We start from the raw sequence: 19055 nt of genomic DNA on the forward strand, positions 1-19055 counted from the left end.
CCTGGCTCCACACCTACAATCACCACCGGCAACACACCGCCATCGGCAGGAAGGCCCCCATCAGCCGGTTGACCAACCTGCCTGGGCAGTACACCTAGGACAGCGAGAGGAAGTGTGGACGATGAGCGACGATCCTCGACCCCTCAGCGGCTATACGGCCACGATCCTGGTCTATGCCGGGTCGGTCGGCGCCGTAACGCTGCTGGGCGGTCTCACCGGCCGTCGGCTCCCCGACTCCATGAGTACCCGTGACCTCGTCGTCACAGCTCTTGCCGCACACAAGCTGTCGCGGCTGATGACGAAGGGCACCGTCACCGCTCCCGTCCGCGCCCCGTTCACCCGGCCCACCGGCGACGGCGGTCCCGGGGAGGTCATGGAGCAGCCGCGAGCCGAGGACGGCGTCGGTCACAGCATCGGGGAACTGCTCACCTGCCCCTTCTGCTTCGATGTCTGGCTCATCACCGCCATGACCATCGGCCACGTCTTCGCACCGCGCGCGACCCGACTGGTGACCGAGGCGACGGCGGCACTGGCCGGCGCCGACTTCCTGCACCTCGCGTACGCGACCGCCCAGCAGATAGCCGAAGGGGAATATCCGGCGATCGTCCCGACCGGCGCCCCCGGTGAACCCGGGCGGGCATAGCGCTCGCGCTGATTGCCCGCGCCCGGTCCGCATGCCAGGCTGTTCGACGTGCTGCTAGCCGAGGTCGCCGCCGCATCCGCCGATATCGCGTCGGCGTCGGCGCGGCGTGCCAAGACCGACCGTCTCGCCACGCTGTTGAGTCGCGCCGCGGCAGACGGCGACGCGCACCTGGTCGCGGTGACGGCGTCCTGGCTTTCCGGGGAATTGCCGCAGCGCCAGATCGGCGTGGGCTGGGCCGCGCTGCGGTCGCTGCCACCCCCTGCCGGGACGCCGACGCTCACGGTCGCCGATGTCGACGCGCGGTTCACCCGGATCGGTGCGGTCGCCGGGAAGGGCGCCCGGACCGTGCGCGCCGAACTCGTGCGTGATCTGTTCGAGACGGCCTCCGGCCTCGAGCAGATATTCCTGCGCCGGCTGCTCAGCGGCGAACTACGTCAGGGCGCGCTGGCCGGAGTGATGGCCGACGCGATCGCCGGAGCCGCCGGAATACCCGCCGCCGAGGTCCGGCGCGCGGCGATGCTGACCGGCGCGCTGCCCACCGTCGCGGCCGCGGCTCTCACCGGGGGCCGGCCGGCGCTGGCGGAGTTCCGGTTACGCGCGGGGCAGCCGGTCGGGCCGATGCTCGCCCAGACCGCGACCGGAGTTGCCGACGCCCTCCAACGACTCGGCGGCACCGCCGTTCTCGAAGCCAAGCTGGATGGCGCGCGGGTGCAGATCCATCGCGCCGGATCGGCGGTCTCGATCTATACCCGCAGCCTCGACGAGGTCACCGAGCGGCTTCCCGAAGTCGTCGCGGCCACACTCGCGCTTCCCGCCGCCGATCTCATCGCCGATGCCGAGGCCATCGCGTTGCGACCCGATGGGCGGCCGGATCGCTTCCAGGTCACCGCCGCCCGGTTCGGCCGCAAAAATCCGGGCGATCTCGAACCGCTGTCGGTGTTCTTCTTCGACCTCCTGCATCTCGACGGCCGAGACCTCCTCGATCTACCCACCCGGGACAGGCTCGCCGCCCTCGACGCGCTCGTTCCCCGCGCCCAGCGGGTCGACCGCCTGGTGACCGACGACCCCGGGGCGGCACAACAGTTCCTGGACCGCACCCTGGCCGCCGGCCACGAAGGGGTGATGGCGAAGTCACCGTCGGCGCCGTACGAAGCGGGCCGCCGCGGCGCCGGGTGGCTCAAGGTCAAACCCGTGCACACCGTGGACCTGGTGGTCCTCGCGGTCGAATGGGGTTCGGGCCGGCGCACCGGCATGCTGTCCAATATCCACCTGGGCGCTCGCGATCCGGCCACCGGCGGGTTCGTGATGCTGGGTAAGACCTTCAAAGGGATGACCGACGCCATGCTGGAGTGGCAGACCAGGCGCTTCACCGAACTCGCCGACGGCTCGACCGAAGGCTACGTCGTGCGATTGCGGCCGGAACAGGTCGTCGAGATCGCGTTCGACGGAGTGCAGGGGTCGACGCGCTATCCCGGCGGCCTGGCGCTCCGGTTCGCCCGTGTCGTGCGCTACCGCGACGACAAATCCCCGGCCGAGGCCGATACGGTCGACACTGTCCGCGCGCTCTACGAACGGGGCGGTTGAGCCGCCCGCGGCAGCTGCTTCGAATACCGGCCGATGTCACGTCGTCTCGGCTGCCCGGGCCGGACCGATTCAGCTCCCCACCAACAGAAATTCCGTGACACGGTCGCCGACGGCCGGGAACTCGTCGAAGAAGCCGTGCCTGCCACCGGGAAAGATCTCGACGGCGGCATCCGGGACGGCCGCGGCGAGCAGCTCTGCATTCCGAGTAGGCACCATCTGGTCCTCGCTGCCGTGGAGTACCAGGGTCTGCGCGCGGATCTCGCCCAGCACCGCGGACGCGTCGTGCCGGTTGCTGGCACGCAGATGCCCTCGCGCCGCCCGGGCGCTCATGCGCGGATCCCCCAGCAGGGTCGACCGGCGCGGCGGCGCGGCCAGCCACGCCGGGGTGTACATCAGTTCGAGTAGCACCGTGTGTCTCCCGCGCGGGTCCGGGTCGGCGAGCAGACGGCGGATCTCGGGGCCCCGCTCCCGCGCGAGGCTCCCGCCCGGGGAGGTACAGGCCAACACCAGGCGTTGCACACGCTCCGGATGCCGGGCCGCGAGCCACTGCGCGACCCGGCCGCCCATCGAGGTGGCATAGACGTGGGCGGACGGGTAGCCCAGCGCGTCCAGGACCGCGGCGGCGTCGGCGGCGAAGAGCCGGGTGGTCCAGGCCGCGGCGTCCGTGTCGTCCGCCCGAGTGTTCCCCGTACCGCGGTAGTCGAAGGTGATCGTCCGGAAATTCCGGTCGAGGCCGGGCCGGACGCCGTCCCACCACCGGTGCGAATTGGCCTGGCCCGGGAGGAGCAGTAGCGGCGGAGCGGTGGCAGGTCCGCTCACCTGGCATACGAGAGCGGTCCCGTCGGGACGTACCGCCACCGGGCCGGCCGCGGCGGTGTGGACGGTCTCGCTCATCGCGGCCGCACCGGGACTCGCACCCGGCACCTCATGAGGACCACTCCCGGCCGCGTTCCTCGAGAATGTCCACCAGCCTGTCTCGCTCGCCGAGGATGACCTCCCGTGAGGCGATCACCCCGACGGCGGCGACCGTTCTGCCGTTCTCGCGCACCGCGATGGATACGCCGTCCCCCTGCTCCGAAGCGCCGGGGGCGGCGCAGATCCCGGTGTGCTGGATATCGGGTAGCAGCGCGAAGAACCGGTCCGCGAGAGATTGTTCCGCCGCGGGGAGCGCCTGGATATAGGCCCAGAGGTCGCGTTTTTCCATTCCCGCGAGCAGGACCCAGCCACCGGAGGTGCGCAGCAGCGACCGGCGGACGTAGTTCTCCGCGAGGTAGGCGAACCGGGGATCCGATGAGCAGTAGTCGACATAGAAGATATCCGGGCCGACGGCGATGGAGAGCACGGTGGTCAAACCGGTCCGGCGGTGGATCTCGTCGAGGTCGGCATGCGTCACCGAGGAGACCGGTTGCCGCCCGGCCAGGCGGTTGAGCAGATACGGCGCGCTGCCCAGCGAGTAGCGGCGCTCGCGCTCGTCGAGATACCCGGCCGCGACCAGCCCGTTCACCAGCGACTGTATCGAACTGACCGGTGCCTCGAGCTCCTTGGCGAGGGCACTCAAGGTGATGCCGCCGCGGGTCCGGGCCGCGCTCTCCAGAATCGCGGCAATGCGATCCACGGTGCGATGACGGGTCCGGGCACGCGCGTGCGCAGCGCCTTCCGGTTGCGCCATGACTCCCCTTCCTGTTCGTGCGGAAATCTACGCCACCGACGATATTACATATATACGTAGCTCTTTCCTCTATTGCGTAAATGCAGGCGGAGCTGTCATAGTTCACGGGGTGCTGCCCGTCACAGCGAGGAGAAGTACGCATGCCACTCACCCCTGACGCCCTGGCCGGATTCCGGGTCATCGACCTGACCACGGTGATCATGGGTCCGTTCGCCACCGTCACCCTGGCCGACCTCGGCGCGGACGTGATCAAGATCGAGAACCTCGACGGGGACATGAGCCGCGGAATCGGGTCCCGGCGCCACGAGGGTATGAGCGCGCTGTCGATGAACCTGCAGCGCAACAAGCGCAGCGTCGCTCTCGATCTCGCCTCGGCGGCGGGCCGCCGGATCCTCGACGACCTGGTGCGAGACGCGGATGTGCTGGTCACCAACCTGCGTCCGCGCTCCCGCGACAAACTGGGCCTCACCTACGACCGCCTGTCCGGGATCAATCCGGGCCTCATCCTGTGCACCGCCCAGGCCTACGGCTCGGATACGTCGTATCGGGATCAGCCCGCCTACGACGACATCGTGCAGGCCGCCTCGGGAGCGGCCAAGCTCAATGAACTGGTCGACGGCACGCCTCGCTACGCGCCCTATGTGATCGCGGACAAGGTGGTCGGCCTCTACATCGTCATCGCGATACTCGCCGCCGCCATGGCCAAGAAAGCGACCGGCCTCGGCCAGGCCGTCGATGTGCCGATGGTCGACTCGATGATCGCCTTCAACCTCGTCGAACATTTCGGCGGCCACACCTTCGCCCCCGCGACAGGCGATTTCGGCTGGGCGCGGGTGCTCACCCCGGAGCGGGTGCCGCACCGCACCGCCGACGGCTGGATCTGCATCATGCCGTACTCGGCGCGGAACTGGAACGATTTCTTCGCCTTCGCCGGACGGTCCGACATGGTGGACAACCCCCGGTACACCACCGTCGACGATCGCCACCGGCACATGGGCGAGCTGCTCTCGGCAGTCGGCGAGGCGGCGCCCGCGCACACCACGGCCGAATGGCTGGCCTTCTGCGCGGAGCACGGGATTCCCGCCGCCGATCTGCTCGATCTCGCGGACGCACACCGGAACTCCTATGTGCGTGATCAGGCCCTGATCACCAAATACGAGCACCCCACCGAGGGTGAGTACTACGCCACGCGGACCCCTTTCACCATGTCACGCACCCCGGTCTCGCTGAGACGGCACGCTCCGCTGCTCGGCGCCGACACCGCCGCGGTACTGGCCGACCTCGGTTATTCCGCACAGCGGATCCGGGGTCTGACCGACGCCGGTGTCGTCGCCACCACGGCCCCCGAAACCGCTTCCGCCTGAAGGAATGAACGCCATGACACCGAACCGGCTCGTCCCGCCGGCCGCCGGCGACCCCACCGCGTCGGCCCCGCTGCGCGCGCAGGTGCGCGCATTCCTCGCCGCCCAGTACGCCGAGGGAAGAATCGGCCGCACCGCCGACTCCTGGCTCACCGGCTGGGACGAGGACTTCTCCCGCGCACTCGCCGAACACGGGTGGCTCGGGATGACGGTGCCCGTCGAATACGGCGGTCACGGCCGCACCCATCTCGAACGCTTCGTCGTCACCGAGGAACTGCTGGCCGCCGGCGCACCCGTCGCCGCGCACTGGATCGCCGACCGGCAGATCGTGCCGTCGCTGCTGAAATACGGCACCGAGGAACAGAAGCACACCTATCTGCCCGCGATCGCACGCGGCGAATGCTATTTCGGCATCGGGATGAGCGAACCGGATTCGGGTTCGGACCTGGCCAGCGTGCGCACCCGGGCGACGCGCACCGACGGGGGCTGGTCGATCACCGGCACCAAAGTGTGGACCTCCGGCGCCCATCGCGCCGACGCGTTCATCTGCCTGGCCCGCACCGAACCCGTCGACCCCGCCCACCGGCACGACGGACTCAGCCAGTTCCTCGTCGACCTCCGGTCACCGGGCGTCGATATCCGGCCCATCGTGTCGATGAACGGCGAGCACCATTTCAACGAGGTCGTCCTCGAGGAGGTCTTCGTCGCCGACGACAGGGTGTTCGGCACCCTCGGTAACGGCTGGCAGCAGGTGACCTCCGAACTGAGCTTCGAGCGCAGCGGCCCGGAACGCTTCCTGTCCACCTTCCCACTGCTCACCGCGACCGCGGCGCAGATGGCCGCCGGCACGCTCCCCCGGCATACCGATCTCGGCCGCTATCTCGCCCGGATCACCGGCCTGCACGAGATGTCCACCGCGGTAGCGGGCGCCCTGGAACGCCGCGAGCCCGCGGACACCGCCGCGGCCGTGGTCAAGGTCCTCGGCACCACCACCGAGGGAGATATCGCCGATTTCGCCGACCTCCTGGCCGGGGACGGTACCCCGGTGGGCTCCGAGTACCGCGCGATGCTCGGCCACGCCGTCGTCCAACGTCCCGGGTTCACCCTCCGTGGCGGCACCAACGAGGTTCTGCGCGGTGTTATCGCGCGGGGATTGGGAATGCGCTGATGAACACCCCGACCGCTGTCGACAAGGATCTGGCCGACATGATGTCCGCGGTGTTCGCGGACCACCGGGCAAAGGACGCGCCCGGGGACGGTGCCGCCGCCTGGGACCTGCCGCTGTGGCAGCAGCTCACCGAACTCGGTCTCGTCCGGCTCACCGGCCGCGAAGAGTCGGGCGGCAGCGGCGCCGGCTGGTCCGAGGCGGCCGAACTCCTCCGTGCGGCAGCCTGGCACGGTGTCCGGTTACCGCTCGCCGAACACGATTTGCTGGCCTGCTGGTTGCTGGAGTCCGCCGGTCTGCCCGTCGATTCCGCGCGCCGCACGGTATGCCTGCTCGACGACTCGGGGACCGCGCACGGGGTGCCGTGGGCGAGTGCCGCCGAGCGAATCGTCGTGCTGTGGCAGCAGGACGGGATCTTCCGAGCCGCCGACGCGGAGATTTCGGCACTGACGATCGAAGCGGGTACCAATCTCGCCGGTGAACCACGGGATACGGTCACCGCCGACCCGGCCCGGCTGTCCGGAACACCGGTACCGGACAGCGTCGTCGACGGCGTGCGGCTGCGCGCGGCTCTGGTCCGGGGCCTGCAGGTCTGCGCCGTCCTGGATCGTATTCTCGATCTCACCACCACCCACGCGACCCAGCGGGTGCAGTTCGGACGTCCGCTCGCCCGGTTCCAGGCCGTCCAGCAGCTGGTCGCCGATATCGCGGCCGAAGCCACCCTGGCCCGCGCCGCCACCGAAGCCGCGCTCGCCACCGCCGTGCGCACCGGTTGGTCCGGCGCCGAGGCCGAATTCCGGATCGCCGTCGCCCGCTCCTGCGCCGGGCACGCGGCCTCGGTCGTGGTGCGCAATGCCCACCAGGTGCACGGCGCCATCGGCACCACCAGGGAACACCGGCTGCACGAATTCACCCGGCCCGCCCTGGCCTGGCGCGCGGAATACGGCTCCGTCCACTTCTGGGACGACGCCCTCACCACCACCGCGCTCACCGCCGGACCGGACCTCTGGGCGCTCATCACCTCCTGACCCCTGCCTGCTTCATCCCCGTGCTACGAGCACTGCTTCGCCAACACCTGATCCCCGAGGAGTCCGCCATGCCGGCCACACCCTCCCTCGGCGCCGACGACGTCGCCGATCCCAGAACCCGCGGCTACTACATCAAATCGGTCTTCGCCGGCTCCATCGGCAATATGATCGAATGGTTCGACTGGTTCGTCTACACCACCTTCGCGATCTACTTCGCCGGCCAGTTCTTCCCCAAGGGCGATGCCACCGCCCAATTGCTCAATACCGCCGCGATTTTCGCCGTCGGATTCCTTGCCCGGCCCTTGGGCGGCTGGCTGCTCGGCCGGCTCTCCGACCGGCAGGGCCGCAAGGCGGGCCTCACGATCACCGTCACGATGATGTCGTTCAGCGCGCTGCTCATCGCCGTCGCGCCCGGTTTCGACACGGCCGGCTACCTCGGCGCCGGCATGCTCGTCGTCGCCCGCATCCTGCAGGGTCTGTCGGTCGGTGGTGAATACGCCACCTCCGCGGCCTATCTCACCGAGATGTCCAAGAAGGGCTGGCGGGGACTCGGTGGCAGTTTCCAATATGTGTCGGTCACCCTGGGCCAGATCGCCGGGGTGCTGCTGCTGATCGTTCTGCAGTTCCTGCTCACCGAACAGCAACTGGACTCCTGGGGCTGGCGTATCCCGTTCGTCCTCGGCGCGGTCGCGGCCGTCGCGGTGTTCTATCTCCGCCGCGGTATGCACGAGACCGAGGCCTACGCGGCGGTCGAGCAGGACGACGTCCGGGGCCGCCGCGGCACCCTGGCCGAAGTATGGAAACATCGCCGGGCCGCGTTCCTGGTCCTCACCCTCACCCTCGGCGGTTCCGTCGCCTACTACACCTACACGACCTACCTCACCAGCTATCTGGTCAACAGCGTCGGCCTACCCAAAGAGGACGCCGCCCAGATCAACTTCCTCGCCCTGGTGGTCTTCCTGTTCCTGCTGCCGCTGGGCGGCTATATCTCCGACCGCATCGGCCGCCGGCCCGTGCTCATCTTCTTCGGTCTCGGCACCACCGTGTTCACCTACCCGATCCTGCAGGGTATGCAGCAGTCACCCACCTGGCTGTGGTGCCTGCTCTACACCCTGCTGGGCCTGACCTTCGTCGCCGGCTACTCCTCGGTCAACGCGGTGGTCAAAGCCGAACTGTTCCCCACCGAGGTGCGCACCGTCGGGGTCGCGATCCCCTACAACGTCGCCCAGGCCGTATTCGGCGGCACCGCCTCCTATCTCGCCCTCGCGCTGCGCGACGCCGGACACGAGAGCTACTTCTTCGTCTACGTCTCGGTCTGCGCCGCGATCTCCCTGCTGACCTACGTGTTCATGCGCGAAACCCGTGACGTGAACCTGGTGGGCAGCGCCCCCGCCGCCCCGGCTGCCACCCGCGGCGCCGACCGGCTCGACACCCGTATCTAGACAAAGGACCAGCCATGGCCGACCTCGAGTACACGATCACCGACGGCATCGCCACCATTCTGCTCAACCGCCCGCACCGCAAGAACGCCTTCACCCTGGAAATGCTCGATCACTGGGCCGAAGCGCTGCGTTCGGCGCGGACCGACCCGGAGGTGCGGGTGGTCCTGGTGACCGGTGCCGACAGCGCCTTCTGCGCCGGTGTCGATCTCGACGACTTCGCCGAGATCACCTCCACCCTGGGACGCCAGGAAGTGCTGCGGGACCGAGTGCACCGGGTCGCCGCGGCCGCCCTCGACCTGGACAAACCGCTGATCGCCGCGGTCGACGGGGTGGCGGTCGGCGCCGGTATGGACATGGCGCTGGCCTGCGATATCCGGCTGGCGTCCAGCCGGGCCCGATTCTCCGAAGCCTATGTGCGAGTAGGTCTGATTCCCGGCGACGGTGGCGCTCATCTGCTGCCGCGGATCGTCGGACAGGCCCGTGCGCTCGAACTGCTGTGGACCGGGCGCTTCGTCGAGGCCGAGGAAGCCCTCGAGCTCGGACTGGTGCTGTCCCTGCACGACCCGGCGGAACTGGCCGAGGCCGCTCTCGCGCTGTGCCGCCGCCTGGCCGACGGCCCGCCGGTGGCGATCCGCGCCATCAAACGCCTCGTCCGCCACGGCGAACGAGTCGATTTCGCGACCTCGCTCGCGATGGTCGCCGCCGAACAGGCCGTCGTCCAATCCACCCGGGACTCCGCCGAGGCGATCGCGGCGTTCCGGGAAAAACGCACCCCGCGTTTCCTCGGTGAATGAACCGGCCGGGCCGGAACTCCACCACCCTGCCATGAACTCCTCGGCCGCGGTCACGACGTCGGTGGCGAAAGTTTCGAGGGCCCGGTCAGCCGGCGAGGTGGCGGCTGATGACCAGGCGCTGGATCTGGTTGGTGCCCTCGAAGATCTGGGTGATCTTCGCCTCCCGCATATAGCGCTCGACCCGGAAATCCCGGGTGTAGCCGTAACCACCGAGCACCTGCACCGCGTCGGTGGTGACCTTCATCGCCGCATCGGTGGCGACCAGTTTGGCCACCGAGGCCTGACGCGAATACGGCAGTCCGGCGTCGCGGCGGCGGGCGGCATCGAGATAGGTCGCGCGCGCCGAATCCACCGCGGCGGCCATATCGGCCAGCAGGAAACCCAGCCCCTGATGATCGATGATCCTGCGGCCGAATGCCGTCCGCTCCTGCGCGTAGGCCACCGCCTCGTCCAGCGCGGCCTGGGCCAGCCCGACCGCGACCGCGGCGATCCCCAACCGGCCGGAATCCAAGGCGCTGAACGCGATCTGCAGGCCCTGGCCCTCCGCGCCGATCCGGCGTTCGGCGGGTACGAAGGCCTCGTCGTAATGCGCGGAGGTGGTCGGCACCGCGTGCAGACCCATCTTCTCCTCCGGTTTACCGAAGCTCAGCCCGTCGGTGTCCTTCGGAACCAGGAAACACGAGATACCCTTCGACCCCTCACCGGTCCGCGCGAACACGTTGTAGAAATCGGCGATACCACCGTGGGTGATCCACGCCTTGGCACCGTCGACCCGGTATCCGCCCTCGACCGCGGTGGCCTTACAGGTCAGCGCGGCGGCATCCGAACCCGCCTGCGGCTCGGACAGACTGTAGGCGCCGACCGTGCCGCCGCCCAGCATCTCCGGCAGCCACCGCCGCTGCTGCTCCGCGCTACCGAACTCCATCAGCGGGTAACAGGCCAGACTGTGCACGCTCACCGCCACCGCGACCGCGGCCCAACGCGCGGCGATCTCCTCCAGCACCTGCAGATACACCTCGTACGGCTGGCCACCCCCACCCCACTCCTCCGGGTACGGCAGGCTCAGCAACCCCGCCTCACCCAGCGTGGCGAATACGCCTTCCGGATAGCTCTCGGCCTTCTCGTGTTCGTCGACGATCGGGGCCAGCACCTTATCGGCCACATCGCGGGTCAGCCGGATGAGATCCCGCGCCTCGTCGGTGGGCAGAAGTCGATCGACAGCCACAGGGAATCCTCCGATGGTACGCAGGGCAGTACTTTGCTCCCTGCCACAGTACTGTTCCACAATCAGTACTGCAAGAAGCTTCGCAGTACTATTCCCTGTATGGAGCAGCGCTCGACCTTCGCGACCCCCCGCCGCACCGAACTGTTCGACGAGTTGGTCGGGTTGTTCCTCGCCGAAGGCTTCGCCCACCTCACGCTCGACGCCATCGCGGCACGGCTCAGATGCTCCAAATCCACGCTCTACACCCTCGCCGGCAGCAAGGAACAGCTGGTCAGCGCGGCCACCGTGCATTTCTTCAAACGCGCCACGGAAACCGTCGAAGCCGAGGTGTCCGCGACCACCGGTTCCCTGGAGCGCATCGCCGCCTACCTCACCGCGGTCGGCGGGGCCCTCTCTGCCGCATCGGACCGGTTCATGACCGACCTCGACGCCTTCGCCCCCGCCCGCGAGGTCTACGAACGCAATACCCGCATCGCCGCCCGCCGTGTCCAGGAGCTCATCGACGACGGCGTCGCCACCGGGGAATTCCGCGGCGTGCACGCCGCGTTCGCCGCCGACCTGGCCGCCACCATGATGGTGCGCATCCAGCAGGGGGGCGTCCGCGGCCACACCGGACTCGACGACGCCGCCGCCTACCGCGAACTGGCCGCCATCCTCACCCACGGCATCAGCGCCCGGTAGTTTCGTCGCCGCGCCCGATTCCGCCTACCGGACCGAGCCGGCCGACCCGAGCCGTGTGGCCGGCCGCCACCGGGCCGGACGCGGGTACCGCCACAGCACCCCGGACCGAGCGGACGAGCGGTAGGTTGAACGTCGCAGGTCGCCTCCGCGGGCCGGTCGGCACATACACGAGGAGACCTCGTCCCGAGGAAGGAGCACGGGCTTGACAGAGCGGATCCAGGACGAGCGCAGCATCGGCGAGGACCGCGAAGCGCTGGGCCACCGCCTCCGCGAAGCCAGGAAACGCAAGCGACTCACCATCCGGGAGGTCGCGGCCGCCGTCGGTGTCAGCGTGGGCACTTGGAGCGCGACCGAGAACGGCCTGACCAGGATCACCGAGGAACGGCTCACCGCGGCCGCCCGGCTGTTCGGCGTCGACCGCGACGACCTGTTGTACTCCCTGGCACCCGGGAGCGACGACGCCACGTGGTGGCGTGACTTCCCGTCCCTCCATCTGCCCGCTCCACTGCACGGCGCGCTGGAGGCTTTCGTAGAACTCGGATACCACGGGGCCACCATCCGCGATGTCGCGGAGCGCGCCGACCTCTCCGTCGCCGGGATCTACCACCACTGGCCGACCAAACAGGATCTGCTCATCGCCCTCCTGGATCTGACCATGGCCGACCTGCAGCAGCGCTGCCGCGCCGCCCGCGCCGAGGGCGACGGCCCCATGAACCGGCTGACCCTTCTCGTCGAATGTCTCGCGCTGTTCCACACCTACCGCCGCGAACTGGGTTTCCTCGGGGCCAGCGAGATGCGCAGCCTGGAGGAGCCACACCGGTCGCGGATCGTCCGCGCCCGCCGCGACGTCCAGGACATGGTGGACGACGAAGTCGTCGAGGGCTGCCGACGGGGCCTGATGGACACCCCGGTCCCACGCGAGGCGGCGCGCGCGATCGTCACCCTCTGCACGGCGCTGCCACAGTGGTGGTCACCCTCGGGTGGAATGTCGCCGGAAACGACCGCCCGGCAGTACACCGAGTTCGCGGCGGACCTGGTGCGAGTGCGGCGTTGACGCGGCCCGCAGGCTGAACCTTTGGTGCGACCGATCAATCGATCGGTCTTGTTAGGAGGCGTTCATGGTCGTATACGAGCTTCCCGCTCCCACACCGCATGCCCGCGAGCTACGCGAACGCATCCTCCGGTTTCGGCCGGCCCTGAGCGCCACCAGCCCGAATATGCCCGCCTGACAGCGTAATGCACGTAATGCTGTCGGCGACGGAGGAGGCAGGCAGCGCGGGCGGGGCCCACGCACAGCTTCCCGACACGCGTGACCACGCGGCGCCGGCGGCCGAAGCACCGGCCCCCGGCACCCGCGAGGTTCGCCCACGACGCGCGGAGTCGTACACCGCGCGATAGCCTTCCGCCGCCGTGCCGCTCACCCCCACCCGGAGCCCGGCCGCGTGATCATGGCGGACCCGGCGCGTCGAGGGCCGCGTGACCGCGTTCGACCAGATCGGGGACCATGCCGCCGAGGCGGTCGAACCCTTCGCCGACGGTCAGCCCCTGCCGGGCGCGGTAGTGGATGCCTTCGAAGATCACTGCGACCTTGTAGTAGGCGAAGCCCAGATACCAGGCGAATTCGTCCAGATCCCAACCGGTCTCGCGCGCGTACTCCTCGACCAGGACCTCGCCCGCGGGGAAACCGGGAACATCTCCGGGCACCGCGGCGACCGGACTGTCCAGACCGCTGATCCCGTCCCACCAGATCGCCATCGAGGCGAGATCGGTCAACGGGTCACCGAGCGTTGCCATCTCCCAGTCCAGGACACCGGTCACGCTCGCGCTGTCCGGATCGATGACCACATTGTCGAGGCGATAGTCACCGTGGACGATGCTCGCGCGCTGCTTCCCGGGCAACGCCCGGCCCAGCCGGTCGCCGAGCGCCACGAGATCGGGCAGGTCTCTGCTGTGCGAGGCAGCCAATTGCCGACCCCAGCGGCGGACCTGTCGTTCCAGGTAGCCGACGGGACGTCCGAGATCGCCCAGACGCACGGTCTCCGGGTCGAGCCGGTGCAGCCGGACCAGCACCTCGACCAGGCTTCGGGCCGCCGCTGGGGCCCGATCGGCGAACGCCTCCAGCCGCGCGCGCTCGCGGAGGATCTCCCCGTCCGCGAAGTCCATGATGTAGAAGGGCGCGTCCAGTACGCCGGGTCCGGCGGCGACCAGCGGGCGCGGAACCGGCACATCCGTCGGATACAACGCGCTGAGCAGCCGGTATTCCCGGCCCATGTCGTGCGCGGTGGCCAGCACATGGCCCAGCGGCGGCCGGCGCAGTACCCAGCGCTCGTGGCCGTCGGTGAGCAGGTAGGTCAGGTTCGACCGCCCGCCCGACAAAAGATCGACACGCAAGGGGCCGTTCACCATTCCCGGGCACTCCGCCCGGAGAAACGACTCGAGCGCAGCAGTCACCACTCCCGGTGGTGTCACCGCCTCCGGCATCAGCAAACCTCCGAACCAACCGATCGAACGGTAGATCTGAACATCGATATCGGCAGCTTGGCCGAAAGCACGGGCGGATGTCAAGCGCAGAAGCCTTCGAAATTACGCAACTACCGGCGAATTAGCGCCTCGCGTCACTCCGGGTAGGCCAGCCGGATGGAGGGGGTGCCGACCGGTCCATCATTCTGCCGATCGATTGATCGGCTGTTTTCAGCTTATGACGGCGCCGACTACGCGAATGTCCGTCGGACCGGCACTGCCGCGCAGTTCGTCCAGCACGACCACCGAGCGCGGGTACTTGTACCGAACCTCGCGCTCTGCCCGCAAAGCGTCTGACTACTGCCGGCGCAGACGCGGGTTGGGGGAATGCCCAAGTCGGCAGCCGACACTTCACAAAGCTCGATTTGTATGTAAAAATCTTTTTTTGTGAGGGAAGTTGTCTATCTCGACTCGGTCGAGCAAGCGGAGGTACTGCTCAAACCGCAGCGGATCGAGATCGTGCGTGCCCTGGCCGAGCCCGCAACCTGTGCCGATGTGGCCCGGCTGCTCGACCGATCCCCGCAGCGGGTCAACTACCACGTCAAACGACTGGTGGAGCACGGTCTGGTCCGGCAGATCGCCGAGCGCACGGTGCGCAATCTGCGGGAAGGCGTGTATCAGGCGGCCGGCCGCTCCTACTGGCTCTCGCCCCGACTCGTCGGGCATATCGGCACGCGCCGGTCGAGCGACGCGATGAGCCTGGGACATCTCCTCGACCTCACCGAGGAGGTGCAGCGAGATGTGGCGGATATCGACCTGACCCACCCGGATCTGCCGTCGCTGGGGATCTCCGGGCAGATCGCGCTACACCCGGACCAGCGCGCCGAATTCCTCACAGATCTACAGACCGCCCTGCAAACACTGTTCACCAAATACGGCGGCAGCGACGGCGAATCCTTCAAACTCGCCGTCGCCTGCTACCCCTTCGAGAAGGATCGATCATGACCGAACCTCTTATCATCAGCGTCCGAACCGGCGCCTCGCCCGCCGCCGCGTTCGAGGCACTCACCGACCCGCAGGCGGTGACGACATGGTTCGCCGAGAAGGCCGATATCGACCTGCCGCGGCGATACGACTTCTGGGGGCCTTCCATTCCGGAAGGCGATGCGCCCCATCAGAAGGTCGTCGACTGCACCGATAGATCCATCCGTTTGTCCTGGCTGCTCGACGGCGTGTGGACCACCACCGAGATATCGGTGGGTGTGGAGAACGACGAAACACGGATCACCGTCACGCAGAGTCATTTCGACTTCAACGACATCATCACCGGCGCGAGTATTCGCGGCGTTCTCCAATCGTTCTGGGCGTTGTCGCTGGCCAATCTGGTCGACTACCTCGACGGTCGCCCGCTCACCCCCCGCGGTGACTTCACCGGAGCCGAACTGAGCGCGACCGTCGAGATCGATGCCGCGCCGGCGGCGGTCTACGACTCGCTGATCTCCTCGGAGAAGGTGTCGCAGTGGTTCGGCTACCCGGTCGAGATCGAACCGCATGTCGACGGCCGGTTCGCCATGGGCGGTCTCGATGCCGACCCGCACCCCGCGCACCTCGTCGAGCTGGTACCCGACGAACGCGTCGGTATCGATTGGGGCCCGGGCGGTATCAGCACCTGGGAACTCGCCGGTTCCGACGGCAGAACCCGCCTCACCCTGGTGTCGAGCGGCTTCGACCAGAACAATCCGCCCTATCCCGCCTGGCTCGGCATGCTCAGCGGCCTGGCCGAACTGCGCCGCTTCCACGAGATCGGCGACTGGGCACCGATCACCGCGGCATCCTGATCCCCGAACCCACTCCAGCACAACAAGAACCCGACAAAGGACAACATCATGGACGACAAAGTCACCCAGTACATCACCAAAACACAGCCGTGGCAGGCAACACTGTGCGAGAAGCTGCGCCGGCTCGTCTTCGACACCCTGCCCGGCGTCGAAGAACGCCTGCAGTACGGCAAACCGCACTACCTCATCGACGGCAATCATGTGGCCGTGATCGCCGTCGCGAAGGACAAGGTGTCGTTCATGGTTTTCAACGCCGCCGACATTCCCGAGGAGAAGGGATTCCTGCGCTCGCTGGGCAACGGTGAACGCAAGGCCGCGACCTTCACCGAAGGCCAGGAAGTCGACTACCGCCGGCTGGCCGACCTACTGACCGCGACAACCTGAGTGTTCGACTCGGATGCGGCGGGTTCGGCGTCGCGGGCGTTGCGACCGTATCCTGGTCGCTCGCCCCAGACGGCGCCGCACCACCGCATACCTCCGCGCCGGACAGGCGGGACGGCCCATCGATCCACCCAGGCATGTGCAGGACGACTTCGACGGCTGATCGGTGTCCCCGCAGCCCGAACACGAGGACCCGGCAAGGCTGTGCTCCCATTCGGCGCGGCGCCTCCGGGTACGCCCGGCCGGGTCCGCACGAATGCGCCGGCGCCCTGGTACCCGGCTGGGTATCGTTCCAGCGGAACTATCCCCGCCATATACCGCTGTCGGCGGCAGTGGTGCAACGCATCATCGCCCGCCTCGCCCCCTACTCCTACGATCGTCTGTATACCCTGGGCGGCGACACCATCGATCACGACGCGAAGCAGATCGTCGGCCTCGCCGCCGACCGCCATATACGCTGGGTATCCGGCGAATTCGACCATCTCACGTAAGGCTCCGGCGCCCACCCGGTGCTCACCGCGGACACCGGAGAGCGCATCGGGCAGCAGCGCGGCCACTGTGACGCCGGTCGCACGTAGTTCTTCGTTCGGCAAGTAGGCGAATACCGCCGGCCTCAGAGAACTCACAATGACGAACGTTAACGTCGGCGATCGTGCGTTCACCTGTTGTCACGATATCCGTCGCGGCGGTCGGCCTGATCCTGATCGCGACCGGCTCCACCTTCGCCTACTCCGGCGCTCCGGAGACGACGGCGACCGTAGGCCGGCCGACCGGTCGGTCCGACGACCCGCACGGCGGCGTCGGCGCGGCGCGGCGCACTCTGCAGCAGGCCGGATTGCCGTTGGCGATGCTCGATGCCGGCGTCGGACAACTCACCGACGGCAGCCACCAACTCGACGACGGAGCCCATCAACTCTCCGACGGTCTGCGGCAGGCACGAGACGGCGGCGAGCAACTCGCGACCGGACTCGACCAGCTCGACGGCGGCGTAGCCCTACTCGGTGACGGCGCGGCCCAGATCAGCGGCGGAGTCGACGAGATCGTCGACCGGCTTGCCGATTTCGGGGGCCTTCAAGGCGGAGTGACAGCGCAGCTCGCCACCATCGCCGACACCCTCGGCGGATCACCGGACCCGGCGTCCCGGGCCACCGCCGCGCAGCTCCGCACGCTCGTGGAGACACTGAACACCCAGGGGCTGGGCCCGGCGACTCTCGACCGGCTGGCACAGTTGCGCGACGGCGCACGCCGGCTCGCCTACGAACTCACCGACCCGAATGCCCAGTTCGTGGCAGGGATGGCCCTGGCGGCCGACGGGTCGCGGCAGCTCCGCGACGGACTCGTATTGCTCGACGACGGTGGGCACGCGTTGACGGGCGGCACGGGACAGCTGGTCGACGGTGTCGGGCCGGTCGCCGGTGTCGTCGCCGGGATCTCCGACACCGTGCGATCGGCCACCGACGCACTGCCTCGCACCAGCGCGACGCAGGCGGAACCGGCAATCACGAAGGCCGATCGCGCATGGTGGCCGTATGCGATGATCGCCCTCGGCGCCGCGGCACTCGTCGCCACCGCGGTCCTCCCTCTCGGGCCGAACTCACGGCGAGCGACCGCGCAGGGTCGAGTGGAGCTCGAAGCCTCCCGCCGAGGCGAACCCGGCCATGATGCCCGGGCAGCGCACTCGCCGCGATAGTGCCGGCGTTCGGCGTAAGTGCACGAACACCGGGATCCGGCCGGGGGGCACGACGACGGAAATCGTTCGCATCGCGACCGATCGGATGGCAGCATCCGCGCATGCGTGTTCAGCAGTCGGTGACAGTCGGCGGAATCCAGCTCTCCTACACGGACTTCGGTGGCAGCGCCCCGCCCGCGCTGGCGCTGCACGGCAGTTTCGGTCGCGGCGAGATCTTCTCCGCGATCGCACACGAACTGCGGGGCACGGTCCGCCTCATCGCCCCCGATCAGCGCGGCCACGGGCACAGCGACCGCGCCGACACCTACACCTGCGCGGATTTCGTTGCCGACGCAGCCCGTCTACTCGAACGGCTCGACCTCGGCCCGGCCGTCGTACTCGGGCACTCCCGCGGCGGTATCACCGCCTATCAACTCGCCGCCCGGTATCCCGACCTGGTGTCGGCCTTGATCATCGAAGATATCGGACCGGTCGTGCGTGAGCCGGAGGTCGCGCACCCCGTGCTACCGGTCCGAGGGTGGCCCGCCACGGCCCGCACCGACGCCGACCTGGCGGACGCTCTGCGCGCACGCGGCGTCCCCGATCCGAGCTACTTCCTGCAGAGCGTGGTCGACGCGCCCGACGGCGGGCGTCGCTTCCTGTTCGACTGGGAGGACATGATGGCCGTGCAGACCAGTGGCGTCGGCGACTGGTGGTCGGACTGGCTCGGCTCGACCTGCCCGGCACTGGTACTGCGCGGCGCGAACAGCCCGATGCTGCCGGCGCCGCTGGCCACGGCGATGGCCACCCGAAGGCCCGGCACCAGCCTGGTCGAAATCGCCGGCGCCGGGCACTGGATCCACGACGATGCGCCGCGAGCGATGGCGGCGGCCGTAACGGAATTCCTCGGCTTCCTACCACGCACCCGGACCGTGCCGCACGGGGCTCGACACGGATGATGGCAGCCCCGGTCTGCCGATTCACGACCGGATCGCCCGGCAGCGGCGGGCCGCGGTGCGCGACGAGCGGCCTCGACGACCGATAGGCGGGGACCTGTCACCCCTCGACGTCCGCCGGACTCGTGCCACAACGTCGAAATCGCCACTCACGGTTGC

At 68.7% G+C, this 19055-nt stretch carries 19 protein-coding genes; 15 read left to right on the top strand and 4 right to left on the bottom strand.

Features of this window, described 5'->3' with window-relative positions:
* The first annotated feature begins 121 nt into the window (after window positions 1–121).
* Together IG75_RS0108850 and IG75_RS0108855 are read left to right on the top strand one after the other, a co-directional pair.
* Window positions 122–643 (top strand): DUF1360 domain-containing protein, encoded by a 522-nt coding sequence (locus IG75_RS0108850; protein WP_063916146.1) that lies wholly within the window; start codon window positions 122–124, stop codon window positions 641–643.
* Between the two features lie 48 nt (window positions 644–691).
* Window positions 692–2227 (top strand): ATP-dependent DNA ligase, encoded by a 1536-nt coding sequence (locus IG75_RS0108855; protein ID WP_030520697.1) that lies wholly within the window; start codon window positions 692–694, stop codon window positions 2225–2227.
* 69 nt (window positions 2228–2296) lie between these two features.
* On the opposite strand, the gene IG75_RS0108860 is transcribed toward IG75_RS0108855, so the two are convergent.
* Both IG75_RS0108860 and IG75_RS0108865 read right to left on the bottom strand, forming a co-directional pair.
* Window positions 2297–3121, bottom strand: coding sequence for an alpha/beta fold hydrolase (locus IG75_RS0108860; RefSeq protein ID WP_051714502.1), 825 nt, complete (start codon window positions 3119–3121; stop codon window positions 2297–2299).
* A gap of 31 nt (window positions 3122–3152) precedes the next feature.
* Complete coding sequence (locus IG75_RS0108865) at window positions 3153–3896, bottom strand: IclR family transcriptional regulator (protein ID WP_030520699.1); 744 nt, start codon at window positions 3894–3896, stop codon at window positions 3153–3155.
* A gap of 140 nt (window positions 3897–4036) precedes the next feature.
* On the opposite strand from IG75_RS0108865, the gene IG75_RS0108870 reads away from it, so the two are divergent.
* From IG75_RS0108870 to IG75_RS0108890, 5 genes are all read left to right on the top strand, one after another.
* A complete protein-coding gene (locus IG75_RS0108870; RefSeq protein ID WP_030520700.1) occupies window positions 4037–5260 on the top strand; it encodes a CaiB/BaiF CoA transferase family protein in 1224 nt (407 codons plus the stop codon).
* 13 nt (window positions 5261–5273) lie between these two features.
* On the top strand, window positions 5274–6425 hold the full coding sequence (locus IG75_RS0108875) for an acyl-CoA dehydrogenase family protein (protein WP_030520701.1): 1152 nt from the start codon (window positions 5274–5276) through the stop codon (window positions 6423–6425).
* Window positions 6425–7450: an acyl-CoA dehydrogenase family protein gene (locus IG75_RS0108880; protein WP_030520702.1), complete on the top strand. Its 1026-nt coding sequence runs from the start codon at window positions 6425–6427 to the stop codon at window positions 7448–7450. Before IG75_RS0108875 ends, IG75_RS0108880 begins: the two co-directional genes overlap by 1 nt.
* A gap of 68 nt (window positions 7451–7518) precedes the next feature.
* Complete coding sequence (locus IG75_RS0108885; protein WP_030520703.1) at window positions 7519–8892, top strand: MFS transporter; 1374 nt, start codon at window positions 7519–7521, stop codon at window positions 8890–8892.
* Between the two features lie 14 nt (window positions 8893–8906).
* On the top strand, window positions 8907–9686 hold the full coding sequence (locus IG75_RS0108890) for an enoyl-CoA hydratase/isomerase family protein (RefSeq protein WP_030520704.1): 780 nt from the start codon (window positions 8907–8909) through the stop codon (window positions 9684–9686).
* An 85-nt stretch (window positions 9687–9771) separates the two neighbouring features.
* On the opposite strand, the gene IG75_RS0108895 is transcribed toward IG75_RS0108890, so the two are convergent.
* Window positions 9772–10911 carry an acyl-CoA dehydrogenase family protein gene (locus IG75_RS0108895; RefSeq protein WP_030520705.1) on the bottom strand — a complete coding sequence of 380 codons (1140 nt, stop codon included), beginning with the start codon at window positions 10909–10911 and terminating at the stop codon, window positions 9772–9774.
* Window positions 10912–11010: 99 nt separating this feature from the next.
* Between IG75_RS0108895 and IG75_RS0108900 the strand changes: the two genes are divergently transcribed.
* Both IG75_RS0108900 and IG75_RS0108905 read left to right on the top strand, forming a co-directional pair.
* Window positions 11011–11592: a TetR/AcrR family transcriptional regulator gene (locus IG75_RS0108900; protein WP_030520706.1), complete on the top strand. Its 582-nt coding sequence runs from the start codon at window positions 11011–11013 to the stop codon at window positions 11590–11592.
* 202 nt (window positions 11593–11794) lie between these two features.
* Window positions 11795–12646, top strand: coding sequence for a TetR-type transcription factor C-terminal domain-containing protein (locus IG75_RS0108905; protein WP_051714421.1), 852 nt, complete (start codon window positions 11795–11797; stop codon window positions 12644–12646).
* A gap of 392 nt (window positions 12647–13038) precedes the next feature.
* On the opposite strand, the gene IG75_RS0108910 is transcribed toward IG75_RS0108905, so the two are convergent.
* Window positions 13039–14073, bottom strand: a complete 1035-nt coding sequence (locus tag IG75_RS0108910) for a phosphotransferase family protein (protein WP_030520708.1) — start codon at window positions 14071–14073, stop codon at window positions 13039–13041.
* A 426-nt stretch (window positions 14074–14499) separates the two neighbouring features.
* Here IG75_RS0108910 and IG75_RS0108920 point away from each other — a divergent pair, with 426 nt between their 5' ends.
* The 6 genes from IG75_RS0108920 (at window position 14500) to IG75_RS0108945 (ending at window position 18899) form a co-directional block, all read left to right on the top strand.
* Window positions 14500–15057: a transcriptional regulator gene (locus IG75_RS0108920; protein WP_030520709.1), complete on the top strand. Its 558-nt coding sequence runs from the start codon at window positions 14500–14502 to the stop codon at window positions 15055–15057.
* Window positions 15054–15890: an SRPBCC family protein gene (locus IG75_RS0108925; protein WP_030520710.1), complete on the top strand. Its 837-nt coding sequence runs from the start codon at window positions 15054–15056 to the stop codon at window positions 15888–15890. Before IG75_RS0108920 ends, IG75_RS0108925 begins: the two co-directional genes overlap by 4 nt.
* Window positions 15891–15938: 48 nt before the next feature.
* Complete coding sequence (locus IG75_RS0108930) at window positions 15939–16274, top strand: DUF1801 domain-containing protein (RefSeq protein ID WP_030520711.1); 336 nt, start codon at window positions 15939–15941, stop codon at window positions 16272–16274.
* A gap of 332 nt (window positions 16275–16606) precedes the next feature.
* Entirely contained in the window at window positions 16607–16762 is a 156-nt protein-coding gene (locus IG75_RS37260; RefSeq protein ID WP_245713391.1) for a hypothetical protein, read from the top strand.
* Window positions 16763–16923: 161 nt separating this feature from the next.
* Complete coding sequence (locus IG75_RS0108940) at window positions 16924–17961, top strand: hypothetical protein (RefSeq protein WP_081876763.1); 1038 nt, start codon at window positions 16924–16926, stop codon at window positions 17959–17961.
* A gap of 101 nt (window positions 17962–18062) precedes the next feature.
* Entirely contained in the window at window positions 18063–18899 is an 837-nt protein-coding gene (locus tag IG75_RS0108945; protein WP_051714422.1) for an alpha/beta fold hydrolase, read from the top strand.
* The last annotated feature ends 156 nt before the right edge of the window (window positions 18900–19055 follow it).

The sequence above is a fragment of the Nocardia rhamnosiphila NBRC 108938 genome (assembly GCF_000720425.1).
Classification (GTDB): domain Bacteria; phylum Actinomycetota; class Actinomycetes; order Mycobacteriales; family Mycobacteriaceae; genus Nocardia; species Nocardia rhamnosiphila.

Coding starts and splice junctions, on each gene's coding strand:
- IG75_RS0108910 (WP_030520708.1), bottom strand. CDS start 14,073: ATGCCGGAGGCGGTGACACCACCGGGAGTGGTGACTGCTGCGCTCGAG.
- IG75_RS0108885 (WP_030520703.1), top strand. CDS start 7,519: ATGCCGGCCACACCCTCCCTCGGCGCCGACGACGTCGCCGATCCCAGA.
- IG75_RS0108925 (WP_030520710.1), top strand. CDS start 15,054: ATGACCGAACCTCTTATCATCAGCGTCCGAACCGGCGCCTCGCCCGCC.
- IG75_RS0108880 (WP_030520702.1), top strand. CDS start 6,425: ATGAACACCCCGACCGCTGTCGACAAGGATCTGGCCGACATGATGTCC.
- IG75_RS0108930 (WP_030520711.1), top strand. CDS start 15,939: ATGGACGACAAAGTCACCCAGTACATCACCAAAACACAGCCGTGGCAG.
- IG75_RS0108875 (WP_030520701.1), top strand. CDS start 5,274: ATGACACCGAACCGGCTCGTCCCGCCGGCCGCCGGCGACCCCACCGCG.
- IG75_RS0108945 (WP_051714422.1), top strand. CDS start 18,063: ATGCGTGTTCAGCAGTCGGTGACAGTCGGCGGAATCCAGCTCTCCTAC.
- IG75_RS0108860 (WP_051714502.1), bottom strand. CDS start 3,121: ATGAGCGAGACCGTCCACACCGCCGCGGCCGGCCCGGTGGCGGTACGT.
- IG75_RS0108870 (WP_030520700.1), top strand. CDS start 4,037: ATGCCACTCACCCCTGACGCCCTGGCCGGATTCCGGGTCATCGACCTG.
- IG75_RS0108850 (WP_063916146.1), top strand. CDS start 122: ATGAGCGACGATCCTCGACCCCTCAGCGGCTATACGGCCACGATCCTG.
- IG75_RS0108890 (WP_030520704.1), top strand. CDS start 8,907: ATGGCCGACCTCGAGTACACGATCACCGACGGCATCGCCACCATTCTG.
- IG75_RS0108900 (WP_030520706.1), top strand. CDS start 11,011: ATGGAGCAGCGCTCGACCTTCGCGACCCCCCGCCGCACCGAACTGTTC.
- IG75_RS0108865 (WP_030520699.1), bottom strand. CDS start 3,896: ATGGCGCAACCGGAAGGCGCTGCGCACGCGCGTGCCCGGACCCGTCAT.